Annotated in this window: 21 protein-coding genes; 12 read left to right on the top strand and 9 right to left on the bottom strand. The window is 75.4% G+C overall.

The window, feature by feature from the left end; genetic code table 11:
- Nucleotides 1–4 precede the first annotated feature (4 nt).
- Complete coding sequence (locus FHX73_RS15085) at nt 5–1,696, bottom strand: class I adenylate-forming enzyme family protein (protein ID WP_145905497.1); 1,692 nt, start codon at nt 1,694–1,696, stop codon at nt 5–7.
- A gap of 73 nt (nt 1,697–1,769) precedes the next feature.
- Complete coding sequence (locus tag FHX73_RS15090; RefSeq protein WP_145905498.1) at nt 1,770–2,927, bottom strand: acyl-CoA dehydrogenase family protein; 1,158 nt, start codon at nt 2,925–2,927, stop codon at nt 1,770–1,772.
- 196 nt (nt 2,928–3,123) lie between these two features.
- On the opposite strand from FHX73_RS15090, the gene FHX73_RS47180 reads away from it, so the two are divergent.
- Nucleotides 3,124–4,371, top strand: coding sequence for a TetR/AcrR family transcriptional regulator (locus FHX73_RS47180; RefSeq protein WP_145905499.1), 1,248 nt, complete (start codon nt 3,124–3,126; stop codon nt 4,369–4,371).
- Nucleotide 4,372: 1 nt separating this feature from the next.
- On the opposite strand, the gene FHX73_RS15100 is transcribed toward FHX73_RS47180, so the two are convergent.
- Nucleotides 4,373–4,690, bottom strand: coding sequence for a hypothetical protein (locus FHX73_RS15100; RefSeq protein ID WP_145905500.1), 318 nt, complete (start codon nt 4,688–4,690; stop codon nt 4,373–4,375).
- 273 nt (nt 4,691–4,963) lie between these two features.
- On the opposite strand from FHX73_RS15100, the gene FHX73_RS15105 reads away from it, so the two are divergent.
- The 5 genes from FHX73_RS15105 to FHX73_RS47190 all read left to right on the top strand — a co-directional run bounded on the left by FHX73_RS15105 (nt 4,964) and on the right by FHX73_RS47190 (nt 13,868).
- Nucleotides 4,964–6,910 carry an ATP-binding protein gene (locus tag FHX73_RS15105; protein WP_145905501.1) on the top strand — a complete coding sequence of 649 codons (1,947 nt, stop codon included), beginning with the start codon at nt 4,964–4,966 and terminating at the stop codon, nt 6,908–6,910.
- The gene (locus FHX73_RS15110) at nt 6,907–9,276 is read left to right on the top strand and encodes a tetratricopeptide repeat protein (RefSeq protein WP_145905502.1); all 2,370 of its coding nucleotides are present in this window, start codon (nt 6,907–6,909) and stop codon (nt 9,274–9,276) included. The genes FHX73_RS15105 and FHX73_RS15110 overlap by 4 nt, the downstream gene beginning before the upstream one ends.
- A 417-nt stretch (nt 9,277–9,693) precedes the next feature.
- Nucleotides 9,694–11,439 carry a threonine/serine exporter family protein gene (locus tag FHX73_RS15115; RefSeq protein ID WP_425461441.1) on the top strand — a complete coding sequence of 582 codons (1,746 nt, stop codon included), beginning with the start codon at nt 9,694–9,696 and terminating at the stop codon, nt 11,437–11,439.
- A gap of 56 nt (nt 11,440–11,495) precedes the next feature.
- Nucleotides 11,496–12,434: a hypothetical protein gene (locus FHX73_RS47185; RefSeq protein ID WP_145905503.1), complete on the top strand. Its 939-nt coding sequence runs from the start codon at nt 11,496–11,498 to the stop codon at nt 12,432–12,434.
- A gap of 141 nt (nt 12,435–12,575) precedes the next feature.
- The gene (locus FHX73_RS47190; RefSeq protein WP_145905504.1) at nt 12,576–13,868 is read left to right on the top strand and encodes a C40 family peptidase; all 1,293 of its coding nucleotides are present in this window, start codon (nt 12,576–12,578) and stop codon (nt 13,866–13,868) included.
- Between the two features lie 7 nt (nt 13,869–13,875).
- On the opposite strand, the gene FHX73_RS15130 is transcribed toward FHX73_RS47190, so the two are convergent.
- Complete coding sequence (locus FHX73_RS15130) at nt 13,876–14,403, bottom strand: SMI1/KNR4 family protein (RefSeq protein ID WP_145905505.1); 528 nt, start codon at nt 14,401–14,403, stop codon at nt 13,876–13,878.
- Between the two features lie 73 nt (nt 14,404–14,476).
- On the opposite strand from FHX73_RS15130, the gene FHX73_RS15135 reads away from it, so the two are divergent.
- On the top strand, nt 14,477–15,730 hold the full coding sequence (locus FHX73_RS15135) for a GNAT family N-acetyltransferase (protein WP_145905506.1): 1,254 nt from the start codon (nt 14,477–14,479) through the stop codon (nt 15,728–15,730).
- A gap of 52 nt (nt 15,731–15,782) precedes the next feature.
- On the opposite strand, the gene FHX73_RS15140 is transcribed toward FHX73_RS15135, so the two are convergent.
- Nucleotides 15,783–16,538 (bottom strand): TetR/AcrR family transcriptional regulator, encoded by a 756-nt coding sequence (locus tag FHX73_RS15140; protein ID WP_145905507.1) that lies wholly within the window; start codon nt 16,536–16,538, stop codon nt 15,783–15,785.
- A gap of 61 nt (nt 16,539–16,599) precedes the next feature.
- Here FHX73_RS15140 and FHX73_RS15145 point away from each other — a divergent pair, with 61 nt between their 5' ends.
- Nucleotides 16,600–17,145, top strand: a complete 546-nt coding sequence (locus tag FHX73_RS15145; protein ID WP_145905508.1) for a GNAT family N-acetyltransferase — start codon at nt 16,600–16,602, stop codon at nt 17,143–17,145.
- An 8-nt stretch (nt 17,146–17,153) separates the two neighbouring features.
- Here FHX73_RS15145 and FHX73_RS15150 read toward each other — a convergent pair whose 3' ends face one another.
- A complete protein-coding gene (locus FHX73_RS15150) occupies nt 17,154–18,335 on the bottom strand; it encodes an MFS transporter (protein ID WP_170304924.1) in 1,182 nt (393 codons plus the stop codon).
- A 133-nt stretch (nt 18,336–18,468) separates the two neighbouring features.
- Between FHX73_RS15150 and FHX73_RS15155 the strand changes: the two genes are divergently transcribed.
- Nucleotides 18,469–19,440 (top strand): LysR family transcriptional regulator, encoded by a 972-nt coding sequence (locus tag FHX73_RS15155; RefSeq protein WP_145905509.1) that lies wholly within the window; start codon nt 18,469–18,471, stop codon nt 19,438–19,440.
- A 9-nt stretch (nt 19,441–19,449) separates the two neighbouring features.
- On the opposite strand, the gene dmpI is transcribed toward FHX73_RS15155, so the two are convergent.
- From dmpI to FHX73_RS15170, 3 genes are all read right to left on the bottom strand, one after another.
- Complete coding sequence (gene dmpI / locus FHX73_RS47195) at nt 19,450–19,752, bottom strand: 4-oxalocrotonate tautomerase DmpI (RefSeq protein ID WP_281292681.1); 303 nt, start codon at nt 19,750–19,752, stop codon at nt 19,450–19,452.
- On the bottom strand, nt 19,749–20,693 hold the full coding sequence (locus FHX73_RS15165) for a LysR family transcriptional regulator (RefSeq protein ID WP_145905511.1): 945 nt from the start codon (nt 20,691–20,693) through the stop codon (nt 19,749–19,751). The genes dmpI and FHX73_RS15165 overlap by 4 nt, the downstream gene beginning before the upstream one ends.
- An 86-nt stretch (nt 20,694–20,779) precedes the next feature.
- Entirely contained in the window at nt 20,780–21,394 is a 615-nt protein-coding gene (locus FHX73_RS15170) for a YceI family protein (RefSeq protein WP_145905512.1), read from the bottom strand.
- Nucleotides 21,395–21,550: 156 nt separating this feature from the next.
- Here FHX73_RS15170 and FHX73_RS15175 point away from each other — a divergent pair, with 156 nt between their 5' ends.
- The 3 genes from FHX73_RS15175 to FHX73_RS15185 are packed head-to-tail and all read left to right on the top strand — an operon-like array spanning nt 21,551 to nt 26,056.
- The gene (locus FHX73_RS15175; protein ID WP_145905513.1) at nt 21,551–24,682 is read left to right on the top strand and encodes a DEAD/DEAH box helicase; all 3,132 of its coding nucleotides are present in this window, start codon (nt 21,551–21,553) and stop codon (nt 24,680–24,682) included.
- The gene (locus FHX73_RS15180) at nt 24,679–24,873 is read left to right on the top strand and encodes a hypothetical protein (protein WP_145905514.1); all 195 of its coding nucleotides are present in this window, start codon (nt 24,679–24,681) and stop codon (nt 24,871–24,873) included. The genes FHX73_RS15175 and FHX73_RS15180 overlap by 4 nt, the downstream gene beginning before the upstream one ends.
- Before the next feature lie 34 nt (nt 24,874–24,907).
- Entirely contained in the window at nt 24,908–26,056 is a 1,149-nt protein-coding gene (locus FHX73_RS15185) for a DNA polymerase III subunit beta family protein (RefSeq protein ID WP_246213543.1), read from the top strand.
- The last annotated feature ends 7 nt before the right edge of the window (nt 26,057–26,063 follow it).

Here is a 26,063-nt window from a genome sequence, read left to right on the forward strand (position 1 = left end):
CGGTCTAACTCCCCCCGAAGCCCGCCCGCAGCTCCCCCTTGAGCAGCTTGCCCACCGTGTTGCGCGGCAGCTCGCGCTCCGTCAGCAGTAGCCGGGCCGGCACCTTGAAGGCGGCCAGCCGCCCGGCCACGTGCGTGCGCAGCTCCTCCGCCGTGGCCGCGGCGCCCGGGCGCAGCCGGACCACGGCGGCCACCTCCTCGCCCAGCACCGGGTGCGGCACGCCCAGCACGGCGGCCTCGGCCACCGCCGGGTGCTCGTGCAGCACGCCCTCCACCTCGACGCAGTAGACGTTCTCGCCGCCGCGGATCACCAGGTCCTTGAGCCGGTCCACCACGTAGACCTCGCCGTCCTGCACCCGGGCCAGGTCGCCGGTGCGGAACCAGTCGCCGCTGAACGCGGCGGCGGTCGCCTCCGGTTGGTTCCAGTAGCCGCGGAAGACCGCCTGGCCGCGCAGCCACAGCTCGCCGACCGCGCCCTCGGGCAGCGCCCCGCCGTCCGGCCCGGCGATCCGCACCGCCAGCGCGGGGGAGGGCAGGCCGATGCTCTCCGGGTGCTCCAGGTAGCGCGGGCCGACGTTGGCGATCACCCCGCCGCAGGTCTCGGTCAGGCCGTAGCCGTTGCGGGCCTCGACCCGGCCGGCGAACCGGCGCGCGACCCGCCGGGCCAGCTCGGGGGGAGCGGCCGCGCCGCCGGTGTTCAGCACGTTCAGGCTGGGCAGTTCCAGGCCCCGCTGGTCGGCCGCGTCCAGCAGCCCGAGCGCGGTGGCGGGCACCCCGCTGAACACGGTGACGCCGTGTTCGGCGATCAGCTCCAGGGCTCGCTGCGGGTCCCACTTGTGCATCAGCACCGCCGTGCCGCCGTTGGCCATCAGCGGGAAGAGCGTGGTGAAGGCGGCCACGTGGAAGAACGGGAAGGTCAGCAGGGTCACCTGGGGCGGCAGCGTGAACGGGTCGCGCCCGGCGCAGAGCGCGGCCGTGGCGGAGAAGAAGCGCGGCGCGACGGTGGCCGCGCACCAGGCGGCCTGGGTGGCGACCACGCCCTTGGGCCGCCCGGTGGTGCCGGAGGTGTACAGGATGGTGGCGTCGTCCTGCGGGGCGATCGCCACCTCGGGGGCCCGCTGGTCCGGCGCGGGCTCGGGCAGGTCCTCGAACCGCTCGCGGCGCTCGCCCGGTCCGGCCGGGCGGTCGGCGCCGACCGTCAGCAGCCAGGGGCGATCGGGGCGGGCGGCCAGCCAGGGCGCGACCCGCTCGGCCCGCTCGGCGTCCGCGACCACGAGGGCGGGCGCGCAGTCGTCCAGCGCCTCGGCCAGCTCGGCCGGCTGCCACCAGCCGTTCAGCGGGACCGCGACCAGTCCGGCCAACTGGGTTGCCCAGAAGGCGATCTGCCACTGCGGCAGGTTGCGCATCGCGATCGCCACCCGGTCGCCCGGCCGCAGCCCGTAGTGGCCGAGGAGGCGGTGGGCCAGCGCGGCGGCGGCCGCGTGCAGCTCGCGGTAGCTCAGCCACCGGCCGTCGAGTGCCAGGAACGGGCGGTCGCCGTGCCCCGCGGTGAGCTCCAGGAAGTCCCGCAGCACGGCGGGTCCGGCGGTGTAGCGGGGACCGTGCGGGGCGTCGGCCGCGGTGAACGGGGTGCCGGGTGCGCTGAGCGCGGCCCGGATCCGGGTGACGGCGGCGAGCGAACCGGATTCAGCGTCCATGGCACATCCTCGTCTGGGAGGGACACCCGGGAACCGAAGCGGGCGGGGGCTCGCGCCCCCGCCCCGAACCGCCTTACAGGCCGATCGACTTGGCGATGATGGTCTTCATGACCTCGCTGGTTCCGCCGTAGATCCGGAAGACCCGGTTGTCGGCGTACAGGCGGGCGATCGGGTACTCCAGGATGTAGCCGTAACCGCCGTGCAGCTGGAGGCACTTGTCCACCACGACGGAGGCCGCCTCGGTGGTGAAGAGCTTCGCCTCGGCGGCGTCCGGCACCGTCAGCTCGCCGCTCTGGTAGAGCTCCAGGGCCTGGTCCACGAAGGCCTGCATCGCGGTGACCTGGGCCTTGCAGTCGGCCAGCACGAACTTGGTGTTCTGGAACTCGGCCACCGGCTGGCCGAAGACCTTGCGCTCCTTGACGTACTTCACCGCGAAGTTGACCGCGGCGGCGGCCACCGCGTAGGCGCTGACCGCGATCGCCAGGCGCTCCTGCACCAGGTTGTGGGTCAGGTAGCTGAACGCCTTGCCCTCCTCGCCGAGCAGGTCGGCGACCGGCACCTTGACGTCCACGAAGGAGAGTTCGGCGGTGTCCGAGGTGCGCAGGCCGATCTTCTGCAGCTTGCGGCCCACGGTGTAGCCCGCGGACTTGGTGTCCACGCAGAGGATGGACAGGCCGGCCCGGCGGTTGTTCGCGTCGTACGGGCTGGTCCGGGCCACCACCAGCACCAGGTCGGCGAGCACGCCGCCGGTGATGAAGGTCTTGGCGCCGTTCAGCACGTAGTGCGTGCCGTCCTCGGAGAGCTTGGCGGTGGTGGTGATGCCGGCCAGGTCGGAGCCGGTGCCCGGCTCGGTCATGGCGATCGCGGTCATCAGCTCGCCGGAGACGAAGCCGGGCAGCCAGCGCTGCTTCTGCTCCTCGTTGGCGTACTCCAGCAGGTAGGGCAGCACCAGGCCGGTGTGCACGCCCGAGGAGCCGAAGCTGACGCCGGCCCGGGCGGTCTCCTCCATGATCACGGCCTGGTACTTGAAGCCGGTCTCGCCGGCGCCGCCGAACTCCTCCGGCACCTCGATGCCGAAGACGCCCAGCTCGCCGAGCTTGTTGTAGAAGTCGCGCGGCGGGTGGCCGTCGGCCTCCCACTCCTCGTAGACCGGGACGACCTCGTTGGCGATGAAGTCCCGGATCGTGGCCCGGAACGCCTCGTGGTCCTCGTTGTACACAGTGCGGCGCACGACGGCGCTCCCTTCGCACGGAAGACGTGATCGCGCTCAAGTTAATCCCCGGTAGCTTTTGCTGTCCAGAGTCGGCGCCGGGTTGCCGAGCTCCGGATCCGGACGTCGGCGGGTGCGGCGGCAGTAGACCTGCGCGGGCATTATGTGAATCATTGCTAGCCAGCGAAGGGACCGCTCCGGGCGAGGAGGTACGGCGATGGCCGGCGAGGTGGCGGCGGCGCGCCGGCCGCGCGGGCGCCGGGGCCAGATCCTGCTGGCCGCGGCCGAGCAGTTCCACCGGCGCGGCTACCACCAGGTGGCGATGGCCGAGGTGGCCGCCGCGGTGGGCATCACCGCGCCCGCCCTCTACCGGCACTACCGGGGCAAGCCGGAACTGCTGCGGCAGGCCGTGCGCGGCGGGCTGGCCGCACTCGACGGGGCGGTCGCCGCGGCGGGCGCCCGCGCGGACGCCGGTCCGCGCGGGCTCGCGGTGGCACTGGCCGGGGTCGCGCTGGAGCACCGGGCGCTCGGCACGCTCTGGCAGCGCGACGCCCGGCTGCTGCCCCCGGCCCAGCGCGCCGAGCTGCGCCGCCAGTTGCGCGCCACCGTGCGCGCCGCGAGCCGCCAGCTGACCGCCGCCCGCCCGGAACTGAGCAGGAGCCAGGCCGAGTTGCTGGTCGCCGCGGCGCTCTCGGCGGCCGGCAGCCTCTCGTACCACACCTTCGCGCCGCCCCGCCGCAGGTTCGAGCAGCTGCTGACCGCGCTGCTGGAAGGCCTCCTGCGGGCTCCGGTCGACGGTCCGCCGGTCGGCTGGCCTTCGGTCGGCGGGCCGGCGCCGCTGCGGCGGGGCGGCGGGGCGGGCGAGCCGGTCGGCCGGCGGGAGGAGCTGCTGGCGGCGGCGGTGCGGCTGTTCGACGAGCACGGCTTCGACAACGTGAGCACCGACCGGATCGGCGCGGCGGTCGGGATCGCCGGGCCCAGCCTCTACAAGCACTTCCCGGCCAAGGTCGACCTGCTGGCCGCCGCCCTGGTGCGCTGCCGGGAGCGGCTGTGGCACGAGGTGGCCGGCACCCTGTCCGGACCGGACGCCTCCCTGGAGCGCGGCCTGGCCGCCTACCTGGACTTCGCCCGCCGGCACCACCACTACCTGGGCGCGATGGTCAGCGAGACCGAGCGGCTGGCCGAGCCGGACCGCAGCCGGGCGGTGGACTTCCGCCGGGACTTCCTGCGGCTCTGGGTGGACCTGCTGCGCCGGCGTCGCCCGGAGTACGACAAGGCGGAGGCCCGGATCCGGGTGCACGCGATGTTCGCGGTGGTCAACGACGGTGTCCGGCAGCCCGCTTGGCGCGACCGCCCGGCACCCGGACTGGAGCTGCTGGCCGCCACCGTGCTGGGGCCGGCGGAACCGGGGAACGGGCCCGGGGCGGGCCCGGCAGTGCCGGACCCGCCCCGGGGAGTGCGCTGACTCAGCCCTGCGGCGGCGCGTAGTGCACCGCGTGCAGGAAGTCCAGGTTGCCCTGCAGCGAACCCACGTTGCCCGAGTTGCCCGCCACCAGGGCGGAGTTGTTCTGGTTGCTGCCGCCGGAGCCGGTGGCCACCTGCTGCGAGCCGTTGGCGTTGCCCTCGACGCTGCCGACGATGTTGCCGGAGCCCCAGTTGCTCACCACGCTGCTGTTGGAGCCGTTTCCGGCGCTGGCGCCGTTGTCGGCCGAGGCGGTGCCGATGCCGAGGAGGAGGAAGGCGCCGAGCGCGGTGACGGCGGTGAGGGCACGGGTACGGGACACGATGGTCTCCCTAGGAGTACTGGTAATGCTGCGAGTTGGCGCTCTCGGGGTGGCCGCCCCGGTCGCGCCGCTGGTCTGACGTCGCGCACTCAGCTTCACCCCCGGCCGAGGGCGCTGGCCAGGGAATCCGGTCCGATTCCCTCAATGGGGTCATATTCCAGGGAAATCCGTCATGTCAGGTTTGCCGCAGGTCGTCCGGTGCCGCCCCGCGACGCGCCACGCGGGGCCATAAGCGGTGGTCGGGCGTTTGTCAGACTGGCAGACTGGGGCCTCATGTCTGAAGGTCAGGAGAACCTGCGCACCACCGAGGTCGACCTGGGCGGCCTCGTGAGCGTCCTCGCCACCCACCTCTACTCCACCCCGCTGGTGGCCCTGCGCGAACTGGTCCAGAACGCGCACGACTCGCACACCCGGCGCCGGCTGGAGGACCCGGACGGCAGCACCGGGCGCCCGGAGCTGATCCGGGTCACCGCCGACCCGGCCCGGGGCAGCATCGCCATCGAGGACACCGGTGCCGGCCTGACCGAACCCGAGATCCACGCCTACCTGGCCACCGTCGGCACCGGCTACACCAGGATGCTGCGCGAGGTGACGGGCAGTCAGGAGCTGATCGGCGCCTTCGGCCTCGGCTTCCTCTCCGCCTTCTCGGTGGCCGAGGAGGTCACCGTCACCACCACCTCGCACCGCGAGCCGGGGCTCGGCCACCGCTACCGCAGCCGGGGCGGCCAGCAGTACACCGTCGACCCGGCGCCGGCCCGCCCGCGGCCGGGCACCCTGGTCGAGCTGCTGCTCAAGCCGGAGCACCGGCAGCTGGCCGACGAGCAGGCGCTGCGCGAGGTGCTCGGCCGGTACTGCGTGCTGCTGCCGGTCCCGGTCCACGTGGGCGCGGACGAGCAGCCGGTCAACGGCGTCCCGGTGCCCTGGCGCGACCGGCCCGCCGGCGACCCGCACGCCGCCCGGATGGCCTTCGCCGCCGCCTTCGGGCGCCGGTTCGAACCGCTGACGGCCTTTCCGCTGGAGCCGGCGGCGGACGGCTCCACCGACGCGGTCGGCCTGCTCTGGGTGCAGGACGGCGGCAGCTACGGCAGCACCGACAACCGCGACCTGGCGGTCTACCTGCGCGGCATGCTGCTCGCCGAGGACGCCCGCGACCTGCTGCCCAGCTGGGCCGGGTTCATCGGCGGGGTGATCGAGTCCAACCTGCTCACCCCCACCGCCAGCCGCGAGGACCTGCAGCGCGACGAGCACTACCGGGCGCTGCGGCAGGCCCTGACCGAGGCCGTGGTGAACGGCCTCTACGAGACCGCCCGGCTGCACCCGGCCGCCTGGCGCCGGATCCTGGCCCGGCACGGCCAGGAGCTGCTCGGCGCGGCCCTGTGCGACGACCGGCTCTTCACCCTGCTCGCCGACGACGTGCCGGTCCCCACCTCGCAGGGCGACCTGACGGCGGGTGCGCTGCGCGCGGCCGGCTCCGGCGCGGTGCACGTGGCGCTCGGCTCCGGCGGCGGCTTCGAGGAGATGCTCTACCGGGCGATGCGGGTGCCGATCGCCCGCGGTGACCGGTACGCGGTGCTGCCGTTCCTGCGCCGCTACGCCCAGCTGCGGGACTGCCGGATCGTCGAACTGGGCAGCGAGAGCGGCAACAAGGAGCTGTTCCGCGAGCCGGAGCAGCCGCTGCCGGCCGACCAGGCCGGCTGGCTGGCGGCCGCGCTGGCCGAGCCGGGCGAGCGGCTGGTGCCGGCCCGGTTCGAACCGGTCGGCCTGCCGCTGGTCCTGGTGCCGGACCGGGAGGCCGAGTTGAAGGCCCGGATCGAGGACGACCAGGCGGACGCCCGGATCCCGTCCGCCGCGCTCCGGCTGGCCCGCGCCTTCACCGCCCGCACCGACGGCACGGTGAAGGCCCGGCTCTACCTGAACACCGACTCGCCGGCCGTGCACGACCTGCTGCGCGCCTACCGGGAGGGCCACACCGGCGCCGCCACCGCCGCGGGGCTGCTCCGCTCGGTCAAGGTGATCATGGCCGCGGCGGCCTCCGACGGCCCGGCCGCCGGCGACCTGGGCGCCGCGCTGGCCGGCATCGGCACCGCCGTGGCGGCGCTGACCGCGCCGGCCGTGCCGGTCGACCCGGCCGACGGCCTGTCGGTGGACCTCGACAGACTGCTCGGGCTCGGTGAATCCAACGGGCCGGACGGGACGCGCGGCGAGAACGAGGAACGATGAGCGGCAACGACATCTGGGACTGGGTCTACGACACCCACGGCCGGCTGGTGGAGGACGGCCAGCACCGGCTGGCCACCGCCCTGGTGGAGATCGCCGGCCACGCCGTGGACGGCCGCAACGAGCAGCTGGACGCGATGTTCCCGGAGGCGCTGGCCGCCGCCCGGGCGCTCGGCCTGCCCTGGGTGGAGGTCTTCCTGCGGCACTGGCGGCTGCAGAACCTGCTGAACAAGCGTCACCAGGGCGAGCAGGCGATGACCGAGGCGGTCTCGCTGCTGGAGTTCGCGCACCGCGAGGAGACCGCGGACTGCCCGCAGTCGGTCTGCGCCGTGCAGGACTTCACCATCTGCCACGCCAACATCGACGGCCCCGGCTACGTGCCGGAGCGGCTCGCGGTGCTGGAGGAGGCGCTGGAGCGGGTCGAGCCGGCCCGGGCCTGCTTCGACTGCCTCTCCCGGGAGTACGCCGACACCCTGGAGGACGACGACCGGGCCGAGGCCGCGCTGGCCCACCTGGACCGCTCCCAGGCCCGGATCCTGGCGGCTGGTCAGAGCGTCTCGCTGGCCTTCGGCCACGCCCGGGCCTCGGCCCTGCACCGGCTCGGCCGGCCGCAGCAGGCGCTGGACTCGCTGGCCGCCGCCGAGGCCGCCTTCACCGGGGCCGGCCACGCCCTGGACGAGGACGACCGGCGCAAGCTCGGGGTGATCCGGGCCCGGCTGCTGGCCACCCTGGGCCGGTTCGACGAGGCGCTGGAGCAGCTGCCGCCGGCCGAGCAGGCCGACGCCTTCGCCGACGTCCGGCACCGGTGGGCCGACGCCGTCGAGCTGCTGGCCGCCGCCGACCGGTTCGAGAACGACGCCGCGCTCGGCGTCCGGCTGGCCCGCTGGGTCTCCTACCTGGACACCGCCGGCTCGCACCGCCCCTGCCTGGACCTGGCCCTGACGGCCGGTCGGCTGGCCGTGCGGCGCGGCGCCCGCGAGGTGGCGCTGGCCCTGGTGGCGACCGGCGAGCGCAAGCTGGCGCTGCTGCGCCGCACCGACCGGGTCGGCGAGCAGCTCGCCGGGCTGCGGACCGCCGCGCTCGCGCTGCCGGTCGCCGACCTGCCGACCGGACCGGGCGAGCTGCTGGAGCTGCTGGCCGCGCGGACGGAGCCGGGCGACCCCGAGCAGGACCTGGAGCTGCTCTGCGCGGCCTGGGCCCGGGCCGCCGAGCTCGCCCCGGCCGCCGCCACCGACCTGCTGCTCTCCCGGGCCGGGCTGCTCGCCACGCTGGGCCACGAGCAGCGCTCGGCCGAACTGCTCTGGCAGCGGCTCGACCAGGACCCGGGCCACCAGGACCTGGTCGGCATGCTCGGCTCGGTGCTGGTCGAGGCCCGGGACGGCGAGGGGCTGCGCCGGCTGACCGACCGGATCGCGCCGTCCGCCCCGGAGACCGCGCACTGGCTGCGGGCCCGCTGGGCGGTGGCGCAGGGCCGCTGGCCGGAGGCGCTGGAGCAGGTCGAGGCGCTGCTCGCGCTGGCCCCGGAGCGGATCAACCCGCGCCGGCTGGCCGCCGCCGCGGCCACCGAGCTGGGCGAGCACGACCGGGCCCAGCGGCACTGGCAGCAGCTGCTGGCCCACGCGCTGCCCGCCGAGGGCACCCCGCCGGAGCAGCAGCACCGCACCGTCCAGCCGTCCGACCTCTGGCACCTGATCACCGCGGCCACCGCGAACCGGGACTGGGCCGTGGTGCGCGAGGTCGGCGCCCGGTTGGGCATCGAGTTCGACGAGCCGGACGGCCCGGTCGACGAGCAGTGGCAGTACGTCACCGTGCGGGCCCGGCGCGGCAACGGTGCGCACAGCGACCTGCCGGCGCTGCGCACCGGGCCGGCGACCGCCCGGATCCTGCCGGTGCTCGGCGAGGACATCCAGCTCAACCACCGCGACCTGGTGGTCTTCTCGCCGGCGCCGCTGGAGCCGGAGCCCGGGGAGGACGCCCCGGCCGCGGAGCGGGAGCGCTGGCGGCCGACCTTCGAGCTGCTCACCCTGCTCGACCCGGCCGGCTACACCACCTGGTTCGTGGACGGCGCCTGGCCGGGGCAGCCGGCCTGGGAGGAGCTGCGGTCCGCGCTGCGCGAGCGCGAGTTCGGCGTCTGGGCGTACAGCGGGGAGCAGTACCTGGTCACCGACCCGGCCACCGGCCGGCCCGGGCTGGCCGGGGTCTACGCGGCGGTTGGGGTGCCGCCGACCGCCTCCGCGGCCGAGGCGGACGCGCTGCTCGCCGAGCTGACGGCCGGTTGGGAGCACCCGCTCAGCTGGGTCGCGCTGGCCGGGGCGGCCGGCGCCGACACCGCGCGGCACCAGGAGGTGGTCGAGCGCTACGGGCTCTGACCTGGTGATGCGCCATCGCTTCCGCGGGCTGCTGGTCGTATCGTCTGCTAGTGCCGCGTCAGGCAACCTTCGCCCGTCAAGGAGCGGCGTCCGGTGCGTGCTCTCGGCGTGCCGGCCGGAAGTCCTCGTACTGGACGTACTTGGGCTTTCGGCCGGTGCGGCGAGAGTGCGTGCTGGGCGTCGCGACGGGGCGAAGGTTGCCTGACGCGGCACTTGGTCCATCCGGGTGCGCTCGGTAGCCGGTGGCGGCCGACTTGTCCATATGCGTCACGACCTGGCGTGCGGCAAGGTGGAGCCGAAGATCACCAGCAGTGAGGAGCAGCGGCAGTGCCCAAGCGTGGCCGACGGGGTGGGAGCGAGCGGGCGGACGGCGACGGGCGGCGGGTGCGGCCGGCCGACGCCCCGCCCACCGAGGGGCTGCTGGCCAACTCCGCACCGCCCGCCGACCAGGTGCAGCTGATCCCGCTGGCCCCGCTGCCGCAGGAGACCGAGGGCCTGCTGACGCCCGCTCAGCACGCCCCCGCCGAGCCCGAGCCGGAGCCGGAGTCCGAGTCAGAGCCCGAGCCGGCGGAGGAGCCCGGCGCCTCGCTGGCCGACACCGCGGAGTTCGAGGCCTTCGAGGCCTTCGGCGGCGGCTCCGAGGACACCCTCTCGCCGGAGGTCTGGCGGGCCGTCGGCTACAACCCGCCGAGCGGCGCCGTCCCGCTGCTGCGCCGCGGCACCCCCGGCGCCGCGCCCTGGCCCGACCAGATGCGCACCCTGCTGCGCACCCCGATGTCCGAGCGCCCGGTGCCCGAGCGGGTGCCGCACGAGGCCAAGCCGGAGGCCAGCGCCCGCAACGTGCCCCGGGTGCTCGACCTGTCGCTGCGGATCGGCGAACTGCTGCTGGCCAGCGGGGAGAGTGCGGAGGACGTCGAGGCGGCGATGCTCGGCGTCACCCACGCCTACGAGCTGGACCGCTGCGAGCCGCAGGTGACCTTCACGCTGATCTCCATCTCCTACCAGCCCTCGCTGGTCGAGGCCCCGGTCACCTCGGCCCGGGTGGTGCGCCGCCGCACCTCCGACTACACCCGGCTCGCCGCCGTCTACCGGCTGGTCGCCGACATCACCGCCGAGCACCTCTCGGTCAACGACGCCTACCGCCGGCTCGCGGTGATCCGCCGCAACCGGCACCCCTACCCGCGCTGGCTGCTCTCGCTGACCGCCGGCCTGCTGGCCGGCGCCGCCACCTTCCTGGTCGGCGGGCAGGTGGACGCCAAGGCCTGGCTGGTCTTCCTGAACGCCTTCGTCGCGGCGATCATCGGCGACCGGCTGGCCTCCGCGGTGGCCAGCCGGGGGCTGCCGGAGTTCTACCAGTTCGTGCTGGCCGCGATGCCGGCCGCGCTTTCCGGCATCCTGCTCTCGCTCAACCACCTGGGCCTGCGCGGCTCGGTGGTGATCACCGGCGGGCTGTTCGCGCTGCTGCCCGGGCGGGCCCTGGTGGCGGCCGTGCAGGACGGCCTGACCGGCTTCTACATCACCGCCGCGGCCCGGCTGCTGGAGGTGGTCTACCTGGTCGCGGGCATCGTGATCGGGGTGATGCTGATCCTCTACGCCGGGGTCAGCTTCGACGCCCAGCTGCGGCCGGACGAGAGCCTGATCGGCCGCAGCGACCCGCCGGTGCAGCTGGTAGCCGCGATGCTGCTGACCCTGACCTTCGCGATGCTGCTGCAGAGCCAGCGGCGCACCCTGGCGCTGGTCACCCTGAACAGCGGGATCGGCTGGTCGGTCTACGGGGTGCTGCACTACACCGCCTCGGTCTCGCCGATCGTCGCCACCGGGATCGCGGCCGGGGTGGTCGGCCTGTTCGGCCAGCTGATGGCCCGTTACCGGTACGCCTCCTCGCTGCCCTACGTGACCGCCGCGCTCGGCCCGCTGATGCCCGGTTCGGCGCTCTACCTCGGCATGCTCGGGTTCGCCCAGGGCCACTCCTCGGCCGGGCTGGTCTCGATCAGCCGGGCGGCCGCGATCGCGATGGCGCTGGCCATCGGGGTGAACCTCGGCGGCGAGGTGGCGCGGCTCTTCATGAAGGTGCCCGGCGAGGCGCTCGGCGGGTCCAGCCTGGTGCCGTACCTGACCCTGCGCGGACCCCGCCGCGCGGCGAAACGCACCCGCGGCTTCTGACCGTCCGTTGAGTGGGGCAGGACGCTGTTGACCGCACGTGCGAGGAAGTACCACTGATGCAGCTGGCCGGCCTGGTGGAGGGTTACCGCACGCACATCGTGGCGGCGCACAAGCAGCCGCTCTTCCTGCTGCTGGTCGGCTTCATCAGCTCCTTCCTGTTCATCCGGTTCAGCGTCCGGATGATCCGGGCCCGGGTGCGCTGGTGGCCGGGCAACGTGACGCCCGGTGGCCTGCACATCCACCACATGGTCTTCGGGGTGGGCTGCCTGCTGGTGTCCGGGATCGGGGTCTTCGCGACCAACGGCGGGCGGCCGTGGCTCGACTGGTTCGGGCTGCTGTTCGGGATCGGCTGCGGCCTGGTGCTGGACGAGTTCGCGCTGATCCTGCACCTGGAGGACGTGTACTGGAGCGAGCAGGGGCGCAAGTCGGTGGACGCGGTGATCCTCGGCATCCTGTTCACCGCGCTGCTGCTCACCGGGTACGCGCCGCTGGCGGTGCCGGGTTCGGGCGGCGGGCGGTGGGGCCTGGTCGCGGTGATCTCGGTGAACGCGCTGATGTCGGTGGTGGCGCTGTTCAAGGGCAAGGTGTGGACGGGGCTGCTGGGGATCATGGTGCCGGGCCTGTCCTGGATCGGGGCGATCCGGCTGGCCCGGCCGTCCAGCCCGTGGGCCCGCTGGCGGTACGCCGGGCGGCCGCGCCGGCGGGCCCGGGCGGTGCGCCGGGAGCGGCTGCTGCACGCCCGGGTGGACCGGGCCCGCACCTGGCTGTTCGACCTGATCGCGGGTGCCCCGGACAAGGTGCCGGCGCACCACGCGGTGACCCACCGGATGGCCGAGGCGATGGCGGCCCGGGCCAGCGCGCACCTGGATCCGAACCGGCACGGCCGCCCGGCCCCGCCCGCCGAGCAGGCCGAGCGCGCGGCCGTGCAGCGGCGGCGCACGGTGCACGCGGGGCGGGCGCGCTCGTACCGGGCCCGCCGTCGGCGCAGCTCCTGATCACCCGTACGAGGGTGGTTCGCCCACGATCTCACTCACATGGCCGTACGACCCTGGCCCTGACCGCCCGTCGGCTTTGAGAATATTACCGGGAGTGACTGGATAGTCACGTGATGGGATATTTCATTGACGGGTGAACGGATGATCCGACGTCAGGCCCGGCCGCGCCGCTGGCCGTTCGGGCTGCTGCTGGCCCTCGCCGTACTGGTCGGGCCGCCACTGCCGCCCGCCGCAGCCCGGCCCGGTGTCGCCCACGGCGTCGCCCCGGCCGCCGTCGCCGGCGACCCGCCGGCGCCCGACGGCCAGGCCTACCCCAGCACCGGCGAGATCGACCGGGCCGAGTCCGAGACCGACCGGCGGGCCGCCGCGGCCGCCGCGATCGAGGCCCAGCTGGCCGGCGCCCGGACCGAACTGGACCAGGCCGGGCAGCGCGCCGAGGAGGCGGTCGAGGCCTACGACGGTGCCCAGGCCCGGCTGGCCCGGGCCCGGGCGAACGCCGACACGGCCGCCACCGGCGCGGCCCGGGCCGCCGCCGCCCGCGCCGACGCCGCCGAGCAGGCCGCCGCACTCGCCGCAGCCACCTACCGCAGCGGCACCAGCCCCGAACTCTCCGCCTTCAACGACCTGCTCGGCGCCCGCGGCCCGCGCGCCGCCGGCGAGCAGGCCGAGGCGGTCGGCGCGGCCGGCCGCAGCACCCGGCAGATCCTGGACGCGGCCACCGCGACCGCCAAGGCCGCCGACGACGCCCAACTGGCCGCCCGGACCAGCGCCGACGACGCCGAGCGGGCGGCCGGCGCGGTGGCCCGGGCCCGGTCGCAGGCGCAGAGCCTGCTGACCGCCCGCACCGTGCTGGTCGCCGACCTGTCCGCGCGCCGCGAGCGGCTGCTCGGCGAACTCGCCGCCGCCCGCGACACCACCGTCGAGCTGGAGCGCCGCCGCCAGCAGGCGCTGGAGCAGATCGCCGCCCAGCAGGCCGAGGCCGCGGCCAAGGCGGCCGCCGAAGCCGCCGCGGCGAAGGCCGCCGCCGCCGCCGCTGCCGCTGCCGACCCGCCGGCCGCCCCGCCGCAGGAGGACGGGGCCCGGGCCGCGATCGACTTCGCCCGCGCGCACCTGGGGCTGCCCTACGTCTGGGGCGGCGAGGGCCCGGACGGCTACGACTGCTCCGGCCTGACCATGCAGGCCTGGCGGCAGGGCGGCAAGACGCTCACCCACTTCGCCGCCGACCAGTACGCCGAGTCCACCCCGGTCGACTACCAGCAGCTGCGCCCCGGCGACCTGGTCTTCTGGTCGCACACCGGCAAGGCGGCCGACATCCACCACGTGGCCATCTACCTCGGCGACGACCAGATCATCGAGGCCCCGCGCACCGGCGACGTGATCAAGCAGGCCAGCCTCTGGGTGCTGGGCACCCCGGACTTCTACGCCCGGCCCTGACGGCGCCTCAGCCGCACAGCTCCATGACCACGTCGTCGAAGTCGGGGAACTCCCCGGCGGCCAGCGCCAGCAGCTCGGCGGCCGGCCGCCGGCGCCCGGGCGCGTACCGCTCGGCGACGGCGACCAGTTCCGGGGCGGGCCGGGGCGTCCAGTCCGGGCCGGCGTGGCCGACCGCCTCCACCGGGCCGTAGCCCGCGGCCAGCAGCCAGAGGAAGTCGGCCAGGTCGCGGGCCGGCACCGCGGTCTCGCCCTCCGAACCCAGGAACACCACCGGCTGCTCGGCGACCGGCAGGCCGGGGCGGACCAGCCAGAAGGCGACCTGGCCGCCCGTCCCGTCCTGGCCGAACAGCCGGAACAGGTCGCCGTCCAGCCCGGGGTTGCCGGTCCACAGCCGCAGCCGGCCGAGGGTCTCCTCGGCCGGGTCGAACTCGGCGAACGGCTCGAAGTCCACCCAGTCGTCGTCGCCTCGGGGGAGCGGGACCGCCAGCGCGGCGGCCAGTGCGGGCGGGAGGGCCAGGTCCTCGACAGTCGTCATGCCGACACGCCAGCCAGCGGCGGTGACGGATTATTCGGTCGCCCGGTGATCAGCCGCGGCTTACCGTGGGCCGATGAGCAGCCACCCTGCGGACGACCTCCGGGTCCGGCCCATCACGGACGACGAAATCGCGATCTGGGGCCGGGCGGTGAGCCGCGGCTTCCTGCGCGCCGGCCTGCCGGACGCCGAGGAGCTGCGCCGGCTGCGGCACGTCCCCGGCCGCGCGCTGGCCGCCTTCGAGGGCGAGCGGATCGTCGGCACCCTGCGCAGCATGCCCTACGAGCTGACCCTGCCCGGCGGCGCGCTGCTGCCGGCCTCGGCGATCACCGGTGTGACGGTCAGCCAGACCCACCGGCGGCGCGGACTGCTCAGCCGGATGATGGACCGTGAGCTGGCCGGCGCCCGCGAGCGCGGGGAGGCGGTGGCGATCCTGATCGCCGCCGAGTACGGCATCTACGGGCGGTTCGGCTTCGGGCCCGCCACCCGGAGCCTGGGCTGGACGGTCAAGCTCGACCGGACCGGGGGGCTGCGGGCCGACCTGCCGGTCGGCGACGGCAGCGTGGAGCTGATCAGCATGACCGAGCTGGCCGAGCTCGGGCCCGAGCTGCACGAGCGCTGGCGGCGCCTGCGGCCCGGTGCGATCACCCGCGACGAGGTGTACTGGCGCAGCCGCACCGGGCGGATCGAGGTGCCCGGGCTGACCTGGCAGGAGCCGTTCGCGCTGGTCCACCGGGACGCCGGCGGCACCGTCACCGGGCTGCTGGTCTACCAGGTCGAGGACAAGTGGGACGGCCCGCTGGCGGACGGCGTGCTGCGGGTCAAGGACTTCCTGGCGCTGGACCTGGCCACCGAGACGGCGCTGTGGCGCTACGCCTGCTCGATGGACTGGGTGCACACCCTGGTGGCGGAGAACCTCGGGCCGGACACCGTGCTGCCGCTGCTGCTCACCGACCCGCGGGCGGCCTCGGTCCACGAGGACGGCGACTTCATGTGGCTGCGGGTGCTCGACGTGCCGGCCGCCTTCGCCGCCCGCGGCTACGCCGGCCCCGGCGAGCTGGTGGTCGAGGTGACCGACCGGCAGGGGTACGCGGCCGGCCGCTGGCTGCTGCGGGCGGGCGCCGACGGCACCGGGAGCGCCGAGCCGAGCACCGCGGAGCCCGAGCTGGCGCTGGACGCGCAGGCCCTGGGCAGCCTCTACCTGGGCGCCGAGACGGCCTCCCGGCTGGCCGCCGCGGGCCTGCTGGCCGAGCTGCGCCCCGGCGCGGCCTTCGCCCTGGACCGCCTGCTCGCCACCCCGCTGCGGGCCTGGAACCCGGACGTGTTCTGACGCCGGGTCAGGACTTCGCTGAGGCCGGGCCAGGAACTCCGTCGAGGCTTGGTCAGGACTTCGGGGCCGCCTTGCCGATGGTCGGCAGGATGAAGTCCTGGATCAGGCCCTTGGCGTCCCGGACGATCGGGCGGAACACCTTGTACCGGGAGAGGTTGATCACCCGGGCGGTCATCGGGGTGGACCGGCGGACGAACTCGCGGGTCCGCCCGGTGTCCGGGGTGCGGTCGAAGACCCAGTACAGCACCACGATCATCAGGTAGAGCCAGAGCACGTCCGGCAGCAGCTCGACCAGCTCGGCGTCCAGCTTGGGCGCCAGCTCGGAGCCGGCCAGCACGTCGCGCATCAGCCCCACGGCGGTGGCCCGGGCCGGGTGCGACTCGTTGGAGAACGGGCTGAGCGAGCTCTCCGGGTCGGCCGCGGTGCGGAAGAACTGGGCCGAGAACTCGTGGTAGGGCGCGGCGGTGTCGATCCAGGAGAGCACGGCGATCCGCAGCCGCTCCGCGAAGTCCCGGGTGTGCGCCATCCGGGCCCGGGCGTCGGCGGCGTGATCGTGCGTCATCCGGTCGTAGAAGCCCTGGATCAGGAACTCCTTGCCGGCGAAGTAGTAGTAGGCGTTGCCGACCGAGATCCCCGCCTCGGTCGCGATCGCCCGCATCGTGGTCTTCTCGTACCCCCGCTCCTGGAACAGGCGCATGGCCGTCTCCAGGATCAGCGTGCGGGTCTGCTCGCTCTTGTCGGTCTTGGGCAGGGCCCGCCCGCCGGGGAGCTCGGGGGCGCCGGCGTCCTTGTCCTTCGGCTTGTCCACGGTGGCCGACCCTACCTCCCGGGCCCTGGTGAGCGGACGTGCTTCGTGCCAGGATCGTCGGATGATCACGATTCGACGGGGCACGGTGGCCGACGCGGCGGCCGTGGCCGACCTGCACGCGGCGAGCTGGCGCACCGCCTACGCGGGGATCGTGCCCGCCGCCGCGCTGGGCGACGGGCTGGCCGGGGAGCGGCGGGAGCTCTGGGAACTGCGGCTGGCCGTCGAGTACCCGGCCGGGGCCGAGCCGGAGCTGCTGCTCGCCGAGGACGGGGACGCAGACGCGGACGGGGAAGGGGACGGGGACGCGGAGCTGGTCGGGTTCGGCTACCTGGTCCCGCAGCCGGACGGCCGGGTGCTGCTGGACAACCTGCACGTGCGCCCCGGCCTCACCGGCGCGGGCACCGGCGGCGCGCTGCTCGCCGCCGCCCGCCGCTGGACCGCCGAGCAGCACCCGGGCGAGCCGCTCTATCTGGAGGTGCTCCAGGCCAACCGCCGGGCCGTCGCCTTCTACGAGCGCGCCGGCGGCCGCCGCACCCGCAGCGGCACCGCGGAGTTCCCGGGCGGCGGCGAACAGCCGGAGTACGAGTACACCTGGGCGCAGCCCTGAGCGGTGTCCTACGCGGGGGAGAGGCGGGCGCTGGCGGCGCGGGCGAGCAGCAGGGCCAGCGCGGCGGCGGCCGCGGGCAGGGCGAAGCCGGTGGCGGGGGCGGTGTGCTGGATCAGCAGGCCGCCGAGGGCCGAGCCGGCCGAGCTGCCGGTGACGATCGCCGAGACGGCCGCGGCCAGCCCCGCGTTCAGGGCGGAGGCCGGGAGCAGGCGCTGGAGCAGCGTCATGCCGCTGACCATGGTGGGCGCGGTGCCGGTGCCCGCCAGCAGCATGGCGAGCGCGAAGCCGCCGAGCCCCGCGCCGAGCTGAGCCGCCGTCAGCGGGAGCAGCAGTAGCGCGGTCATCGCGGCGAGCCCGAGCAGCAGCCGGCGCGCCGTCGGGCCGCCGGTCGCCCGCAGGCCGTAGAGCAACCCGGCCAGGCAGGAGCCGGCCGCCTGGAGGCCGAGCAGCACTCCTGCTGCCGAGCGGTGCCCCTGCGCGCCGGCCCAGGCCAGCGTGCTGATCTCCAGCGAGCCGAACAGGATCCCGGTGCCGAAGAAGACCGCCAGCAGCGGCAGCACGCCCCTGCCGACCGGGCGCCGGCCCGCCGCCGGCGCGGTCACCGGCGGTTCGGTGCCCCGCTGCAGGGCGAAGCAGAGCCCGCCGACGGTGGTGAGCGCGCAGACCGTGAGCAGTCCGGCCTCCGGCCAGGCGGCGCAGAGCAGCATGCCGAGCACCGGCCCGCCCATGAAGCAGAGCTCGTCGAGCGCCTGCTCCAGCGCGTTGGCGCCGTGCAGCGCGGCCGGGTCGGCCGCGTGCAGCCGGCTCCAGCGGGCCCGGGCCATGCCGCCCAGGTTGGGTGAGCTCGCGGCGGCGAAGGCGGCGAGGGCCAGTGCCCAGCACGGCGCCTGACGGTGCAGCAGCAGGACCAGCGTCAGCTGGGGCAGCGTCGAGCCGAGCGCCGAGAGCAGGGTGACCCGGTACTGCCCGTGCCGGTCGACCAGCCGCCCTAGCAGCGGCAGGCAGACCGCGACCCCGAGCAGCCCGGCGGCCGAGACGGTGCCCGCCAGCGCGTAGGAGTGGCGGCGGGCCACCACCGCGGTCAGCACGCTGACGCCCTGCATCGCGTAGCCGAGCCGTCCGAGCAGGCCGGACAGGGTGAAGGCGAGCGCACCGGGCGGGGCGAGGACGCGGCGGTAGACGGAGGACACGGTGCTCCAGACGGGGAGGGGGTGGGGATGCCTCCACCCTTCCGGTCGTTCCGGCCCCCGGTCCAACACCTGTTCGGGGGCATTGACGCATCCACGTTGTCAATCCCGCCCGGCCCCTTGTACGCTCCCGCGCATGCCCGCCCCCGACCTGCACCCCCGGCTGCTGCGCGGATTCGTCGCCACCGCCGAGACCCTGCACTTCGGGCAGGCGGCCGCCCGGCTGCACGTGGCCCAGCAGGCGCTCAGTCGGGACGTGCGCACCCTGGAGCGGCTGCTCGGCCGGGAGCTGTTCGCCCGCACCACCCGCAGCGTCACGCTCACCGCCGCCGGCGAGCGGCTGCTCCCGCAGGCGCGCCGACTGCTGGCGCTGCAACAGGAGATCCTCGCCCCGCCGGCCGACCCGGTGCTGGTGGACCTGAACAGCGCGGTCACCGGGGACGACCTGACGGCGGACCGGATCCTGGCCGCCGCCCGGGCCGCCGCAGCCCCGGACGCGCCCCCGCTGCTGGCCCGCTACCACGGTGGACTGGCCGCCGGGGCACGGGAGTTGCTGGCCGGGCGGTTGGACGTCTCGTTCGGCTGGTTCAGCGGCCTGCCGGCCGAACTGCGCGCCGGACTGGTCCAACTCCCGCTCCGGCTGGAGCCGGTGGCCCTGCTGCTGCCCGACTCGCACCCGCTGGCCGGGCGTCCGGCGATCCGGCTGGCCGAGCTGGCCGGGCACCCGGTGGACGTCTGCGCCGGCAACCCGGCCACCACCGAGTGGACGGCCTTCGGCGAACTCCTGCTCGGAGCGCACGGGTTGACCGCGGCCCCGGCGCTGACCGCACCGGTCGGGCCGGCCGAGACCGCGCACTACCTGGCCCGGCACGGGCACCCGATGCTCACCACCACGGGCGGCCCGGAGCTGCCCGGCGCGGTCACCCGGCCGCTGGTCGACCCGGTGCCGCTGACCCTGGTGAGCCTGGTGCACCGGGCCGGACCGGTCCCGCCCGGGGTCCGGCTGCTGATCGACACGGCCCTCGGACTGCGCGACCGCGAAGGCTGGTTGACCGTCCCGCCGGGCAGCTGGCCGGCCCCCGGGGACCTGCGCCTGCTGGCGGCCTGAGCGCACCCGCTACGCGTCGGCGCGCAGCTTGCCGCCCGCGCCCCAGCTGTCGGTGGGGACCTCCTGGATCCACACCTGGACGGACTCGGCCGGCACCTGCAGGGTGTCGACGAACGCGTCGGTGATCCGGGCGATCAGCTCGCGCTTCTGCTCGACGCTGCGCGGGCCCTGCTGGATGGTCACGGAAGGCATCGGGTGCTCCTCGGTCCTCGCGGCCGGCCCCGGTGACTCCGGGGCCTCCTGCCGACGGGGAACAGTCCATCGCAGCGGACGGGTCGCGACCCAGACCCGGTTCGCGCTGGCAGCGATCACGAATCCTGATCGCCGGAGGTGGGGGTGGGGGCGGGGGCGGCCGGCCCGGCGTCGCAGGCGGAGAGCAGCAGCTCCAGCCCCGGGGAGCGCGGGCCCCGGCGCACCGCCAGCGAGGTGGGCAGCGCCAGGCCGGGATCGTGGAACGGCACGAAGGCGACCCGGGGAACCCGCATGATCCGTGCGTTGCCCGCGTAGACCACGGTCCACATCGGGGTGCCGGAGCCGATCGCGGCCAGGGTGTCCTGCAGGGTCTGGGAGGCCGGGCCGGGGATCGGCTGGAAGCCGGCGGCGTGGCAGGAGTCGACCACCAGGTCGACCAGGGCCGGGTGGTGGCGGCGCTCGACCAGGCGCAGCGGCAGCTCTGCCAGGTCGGTGAGGTGCACGGCCGGGCTCGCGGCCAGCGGGTGGCGGGCCGGCACGGCGGCCACCAGGGCGTCCTGCCAGAGCGGCAGGTGGGTGAGTTCGGGGGACTGCTCGGGCGCGTTCCCGGGGAGCGGGGCGCCGCGGACGAAGGCCGCGTCGAGCCGGCCGTCGGCCAGTCGGGCCAGCCGTTCGCGCACCGGCAGCGAGACCAGCTCGACCCGCAGGCCGGGGGCGTGGTGCTCGAAGGCGTCCAGGATCCGGTCCAGCCGTTCGCCCAGGCCCGTGATGGTGCCCAGGCGCAGCACGCCGAGCCGGCCGGCGGCGAGGTCGGCGGCGACCGCGCGGGCGGCGTCCTCGGCGGTGAGAACGGCGCGGGCGGCCGGCAGGAAGGACTGGCCGGCGGGGGTGAGGCGGACGGTGCGGGGGTTGCGGTCGAAGAGCTCGACCTTCAGCTCGCGCTCCAGGCGGCGGATCTGCTGACTGACCGCCGGCTGACCGATCATCAGCCGATCGGCGGCCCGGCCGAAGTGCAACTCCTCGGCCACCGTGACGAAGTAGCGCAGTTGGCGCAGTTCCACCGCAGGTCCTCCCCGTTCCCTGGTCCCCGGCCATCCTGCCGTACGGGCAGGCCCGGGGACCACGGGAAGGAGCGGGAAGCGGCTGGTCAGGCGCGGACGGCGGAGATGTCGAAGGTGAGCTTGACCTTCTCGCCGATCAGCACGCCGCCGGTCTCCAGGGCGGCGTTGTAGGTCAGGCCGAAGGCGGTGCGGTCCACCGTGGTGCGGCCCTCGAAGCCGAGGCGCTGGATGCCGTACGGGTCGGTGGCGCTGCCGGTGAAGTCGAGGTCCAGCACGACCGGGCGGGTGGTGCCCTTGATGGTCAGGTCGCCGGCCATCCGGTAGGTCTCGCCGTCCAGCTGCTCGGCGGAGGTGCTGCGGAAGGTGATCTCCGGGTGGGTCTCCACCTCGAAGAAGTCGCCGGTGCGCAGGTGGCCGTCGCGCTGCTCGTTGCCGGTGTCGATGCTGGCGACCTTGATGCTCAGCTCGGCGGTGGAGGCGGCCGGGTTCGCGCCGTCGAGGTGCAGCTTGCCCTGGTACTCGGCGAACTCGCCGCGGACGTTGGTGACCATCGCGTGGCGGACGCTGAAGCCGATCCGGCTGTGCGTGGTGTCGATGGCGTACTCGCCGGACAGGTGGGCGAGGTCGGGGGTGGCCGGCGCGGTGATGGCGGCCTCGACGGTCTCGGTGGTCCCGGCGGCCTTGCGGTTGAAGATGCCCATGGCGAACTCCTGTGTGATTTGGTTGAGGGTTCAACTTCCTCGATGGCTCCACTGTAGGGCGTGTTGGTTCAAGTTTCAACCACATCCCTCGAATGGCGTACCCCGGCGATACGCTCGCCGGACAGGACCCGACTCGCCGGAGGTGGCAGCCCGCAGATGTTCGCCGTGCACGCCCGCTGGCGGCCCGAGGACGGCAGCCTCGCGCTCTGGGCCGAGGACGGCCGGGCCGTCGGACAGCCCTCCAACGGCGGGCCCGGTCACCCGTTCGCTTGCTCGGCCGAGCTGCTGGGCCGCCTGCTGGGCGGGATCGGGCCCGGGCTGGAGTGGCTGGCGGGGCGGGCGGCGGAGCGCTGGACCACGCTGGCGCTGCCCTCGGCCGGCGCGGTGCCGGTGCCCTCGCCCGAACTGCCCGGCCTGGGGCTGGGGCGCGGCGCCGCCGGCGCGCTGCGCGAGTGGCGGGTGCCGACCCTGCGGTTCGAGGCGGCGGAGGCGGCGCAGCTGCTCGGCGAGCTCGCCGACCCGCGTTGGGCCCTGGCCAGCTCCGAGATGCCGGAAGTCGGCCGGGTCGACGTCGCGTACGGGGCCTCGCTGCGCTGGCTGACCGCCGTGCACGACCTCGCCTTCCGGCTGGCCGGCCGGGGACGGGTGCTGCCCGCCCTGGACCGGACGGCCGACGGTGCCCGGGCCCGCTGGCAGCCCGCCCTCGCCCCCGTCGACCGGCACGAGGTGCGCGCCCTCGCGGACAACTGCCCGCCCGCCGTGCGCGGACCGCACGAGCCGACCGCCCTGCTCACCGCCGCGCTGGCCGCCCTGACCGACTGCGAGGTGCGCGCGGCCCTGGCCGAACGACCGCCGCGGCTGCCCGGCGCGCTCCGTGACGCGCCGTCGGACCGGCCGGACGCGCAGCTGACCGACCGGTGGTTCGCCGCGCTGCTCGCCCCCGACGGCCGACTGCCGCTGGCAGGCCTGCCCGAACCGGCCGCCGCGCTCGACCGGCTCGCGGACCGGCTCGCCGCCTGGCACGGCTCCGCCGCACCCGGCACCGCCGTCCGGCTCTGCTTCCGGCTGGTCGAACCGCTCGGCACGGACCCCCTCGACCCCGACGCGCAGGTGCCCGACGAGGCCTGGCGGATCGACTTCCTGGTCGAGGCCGTCGCCGAACCCTCGCTCCGGGTCCCCGCCGCCGACCTCTGGTTCACCGGCGGCCCCGCGTCGGCCGCGTTCGAACGGGTGGTGGCCGACCCGCGCGCCGAGTACCTCGCCGAACTGCACCGCGCCGCCCGCTGCCGCCCCGAACTGGCCCCCGCGCTGGCCGGCGCCCGCCCCGGCGGGCTGCGGCTCGACCGCGACGGCGCCCTCGCCTTCCTGCGCGAGGCCGCCCCCGCGCTGCTCCGGGCCGGGTTCGGGGTGCTGCTGCCCACCTGGTGGCAGCGCCGGCCCCGGCTCGACCTCGCGCTCGGCATCCGCCCCGCCACCCCCAGCGCCGTGGCCCGCGAGGAGCGGCTGGACCACGACGCGCTGGTCGCCTTCCGCTGGCGGCTCGCGCTCGACGGCGACCCGCTCACCGCCGAGGAACTGGCCGACCTCGCGGCGGCCAAGCGCGGCCTGGTCCGGATCCGCGGCCAGTGGATCGAGGCCGATCCCGCGCGGATCGCCGCCGCCCTCGCCTTCCTGGACCGCGAGGGCGGCGGCGAGCAGCCGGTGACCCGGCTGCTGCGCACCGTCCTGGACCCGGGCGCCCTGGTGGCCGGCCTGCCGGTGGGTGCGGTCCGGGCCACCGAGGTGCTCGGCGCGCTGCTCGACCCGGCCGCCTGCCCGGACGAGCCCGCCGTGCGGCTGCCCGCCGGCTTCGGCACCACCCTGCGCCCGTACCAGGAGCGCGGCGTCGCCTGGCTGCACGCGCTCGGCCGGCTCGGCCTGGGCGCCGTGCTCGCCGACGACATGGGCCTGGGCAAGACAGTGCAGACGCTGGCCCTGCTCGCCCAGGAACACGCCGAGGGGCGGCCCGGCCCGGTGCTGCTGGTCTGCCCGATGTCGCTGCTCGCCAACTGGCGGCGGGAGGCCGCCCGGTTCGCCCCGATGCTGCGGGTGCACGTGCAGCACGGCCCCGGCCGGCCCGCCGGCGAGGCGCTGGCCGACGCGGTGGCCGGCGCCGACCTGGTGCTCACCAGCTACGGCGTGCTCACCCGGGACGCCCCGCAGCTGCGCCGGATCGGCTGGCGCCGGATCGTCGCGGACGAGGCGCAGACCGTGAAGAACGGCTCCACCGGGCAGGCCAGGGCGCTGCGCTCGCTGCGCGCCGGGCACCGGATCGCGCTCACCGGCACGCCCGTGGAGAACCGGCTGAGCGAGCTGCACGCGGTGCTCGACTTCGCCAACCCCGGGCTGCTCGGCTCGGCCGCCGCCTTCCGGGAGCGCTACGCCGTGCCGGTCGAGCAGCACCGCAGCGCCGAGCGGCTGGCCGAACTGCGGCGCCGCACCGCCCCGTTCGTGCTGCGCCGGCGCAAGGGCGATCCTGGCGTGCTGGCCGAGCTGCCGGCCAAGCAGGAGAGCACCGTCCGGTGCCTGCTGACCACCGAGCAGGCCGGGCTCTACCAGGCGGTGGTCGCCGACCTGCTGCACCGGCTGCGCAGCGGGCTCAAGGGGGTCGAGCGCAAGGGCGCGGTGCTCGGTGCGATCGGGCGGCTGAAGCAGGTCTGCAACCACCCGGCCCAGCTCCTGCACGACGGTTCGGCGGTGGCCGGCCGCTCGGGCAAGGTGGCCCGGCTGGAGGAGCTGCTGGAGAACACCCTGGCGGCCGGCGAGCGCACCCTGGTCTTCACCCAGTACGCCGAGTTCGGTGCGCTGCTGCGGCCGCACCTGGCCGAGCGGCTGGACACCGAGGTGCTGTACCTGCACGGCCGGCTCGGCGCCCGCCGCCGCACCGAGCTGGTGGACCGGTTCCAGCAGGCGGACGGCCCCGGCGTCTTCCTGCTCTCGCTCAAGGCGGGCGGCACCGGGCTCAACCTGACCGCGGCGAGCCAGGTGGTGCACCTGGACCGCTGGTGGAACCCGGCGACCGAGGACCAGGCCACCGACCGGGCGCACCGGATCGGGCAGCACCGCACCGTGCAGGTCCGCCGGTTCGTCTGCGCGGGCACCGTGGAGGAGCGGATCGCCGAGCTGATGGACGCCAAGCGCGAGCTGGCCGAGGCCGTGGTGGCGGGCGGCGAGCGCCGGCTGACCGAGCTCTCCCTCGACGAGCTGCACGAGCTGCTGACCCTCTCCCAGGAGGCGCTGACCGCATGACGCAGGATCCGAACGCCTTCTGGGGCGAGGAGTTGACGCTCGGTGAGGCCCCGGCCCCGGCCTCGCCGGAAGCGGAACCCTTCCCGTACCTGGAGCTGGCCGCACCGGACCTGGAAGTCGGCGGGCGCGACCTTCCGCTCCTGCTCGCGCCGCTCTACCGGGCGCTGACCGGCGACCACCGCCGTGCTTGACCCTCGACCAGGTCGAGGCACCAGTGTTCCCGGCATGGAGAACGCGACGCGGGAAGCGACGCCGGACGCCACGCCGGACGTGATGCGCAGCATCGGCCAGCTGGCCAGGGAGAGCGGGCTGAGCATCAGCGCGCTGCGGTTCTACGACGGGGCGGGCGTCTTCGGACCCGCCCGGGTGGACCCGCTCACCGGCTACCGCTGGTACGCGCCGGACCAGCTCGCCGACGCCCGGCTGCTCTGCCGGCTGCGCCGGCTGGGGCTGCCGCTGGCCCAGCTCAAGCTGGTGCTCGCGGCCCCGCCCGGCGATCCGGCCGCCCACCGGGTGCTCGACACCCACCTGCGGCGGCTGGCGGACGGCCTGGCCGACGCGCGTCGCGAACTCTCCGTCGTCAGAGCACTGATCGACCAGAGGGAGCAACCGATGAACGCCACCGAAACCGCCCGGCTCACCGTGGACCGCGCCGAGCTGGCCGCCGCACTCGCCGCCGTCCGCTTCGCGGTCGGGACCGACCCCGAGCGCCCGATGCTCGGTGGGATCCTCTTCGACCTGGACGGCGGGGTGCTGCGGCTGGTCGCCACCGACCGCTACCGGCTGGCCGTCGGCGAGGCGGCCGCGCACCCCGCCGACGGGACCGGGTTCAGCGTGCTGGTGCCGGCCGGCCTGGCCGACCTGATCGGCGCGCTCGCCGCGGACGGCGGCGGCGAGCTGGAGCTCACCGCCGAGGGCGGCGAACTGGCCGCCCGGGCCGGCGGCCGCACCGTCGCGGGGGAGCGCCTCGACCTGGACTTCCCCGACTACCGCCGGCTGGTCCGGCTGGAGCGCAGCCACCGGGTGGAGGTGGCGGCCGCCGACCTGCGCCGCGCGGTGCTGGACGGACCGGTGCGGCCGTACACCCCCGAGCACCCGGAGGCCGGGCCCGGCGAGGTGGCGCTCACCGTGCTGGAGGTCGGCGCGGGCGGCGCCGTGCGCGTGGTGGACGGCGAGCCGGGCGAGCCGGGGGAGCAGGCCGAGCAGGAGCTGCGGATCGCGGTGAACCGGGAGTACCTGCTCCAGGCGCTGGACGCCGGCCCGGCCGGACAGCTGGCGCTGGAGCCCGCCGGCAGCTTGGGGCCGCTGGCGATCCGCTCGGCCTCGGGGGAGGCGGGGCATTTCTCGGTGCTGATGCCGGTGCGGGTCGGCTGATCCGCCG

The organism is Kitasatospora viridis, assembly GCF_007829815.1.
Taxonomy (GTDB): domain Bacteria; phylum Actinomycetota; class Actinomycetes; order Streptomycetales; family Streptomycetaceae; genus Kitasatospora; species Kitasatospora viridis.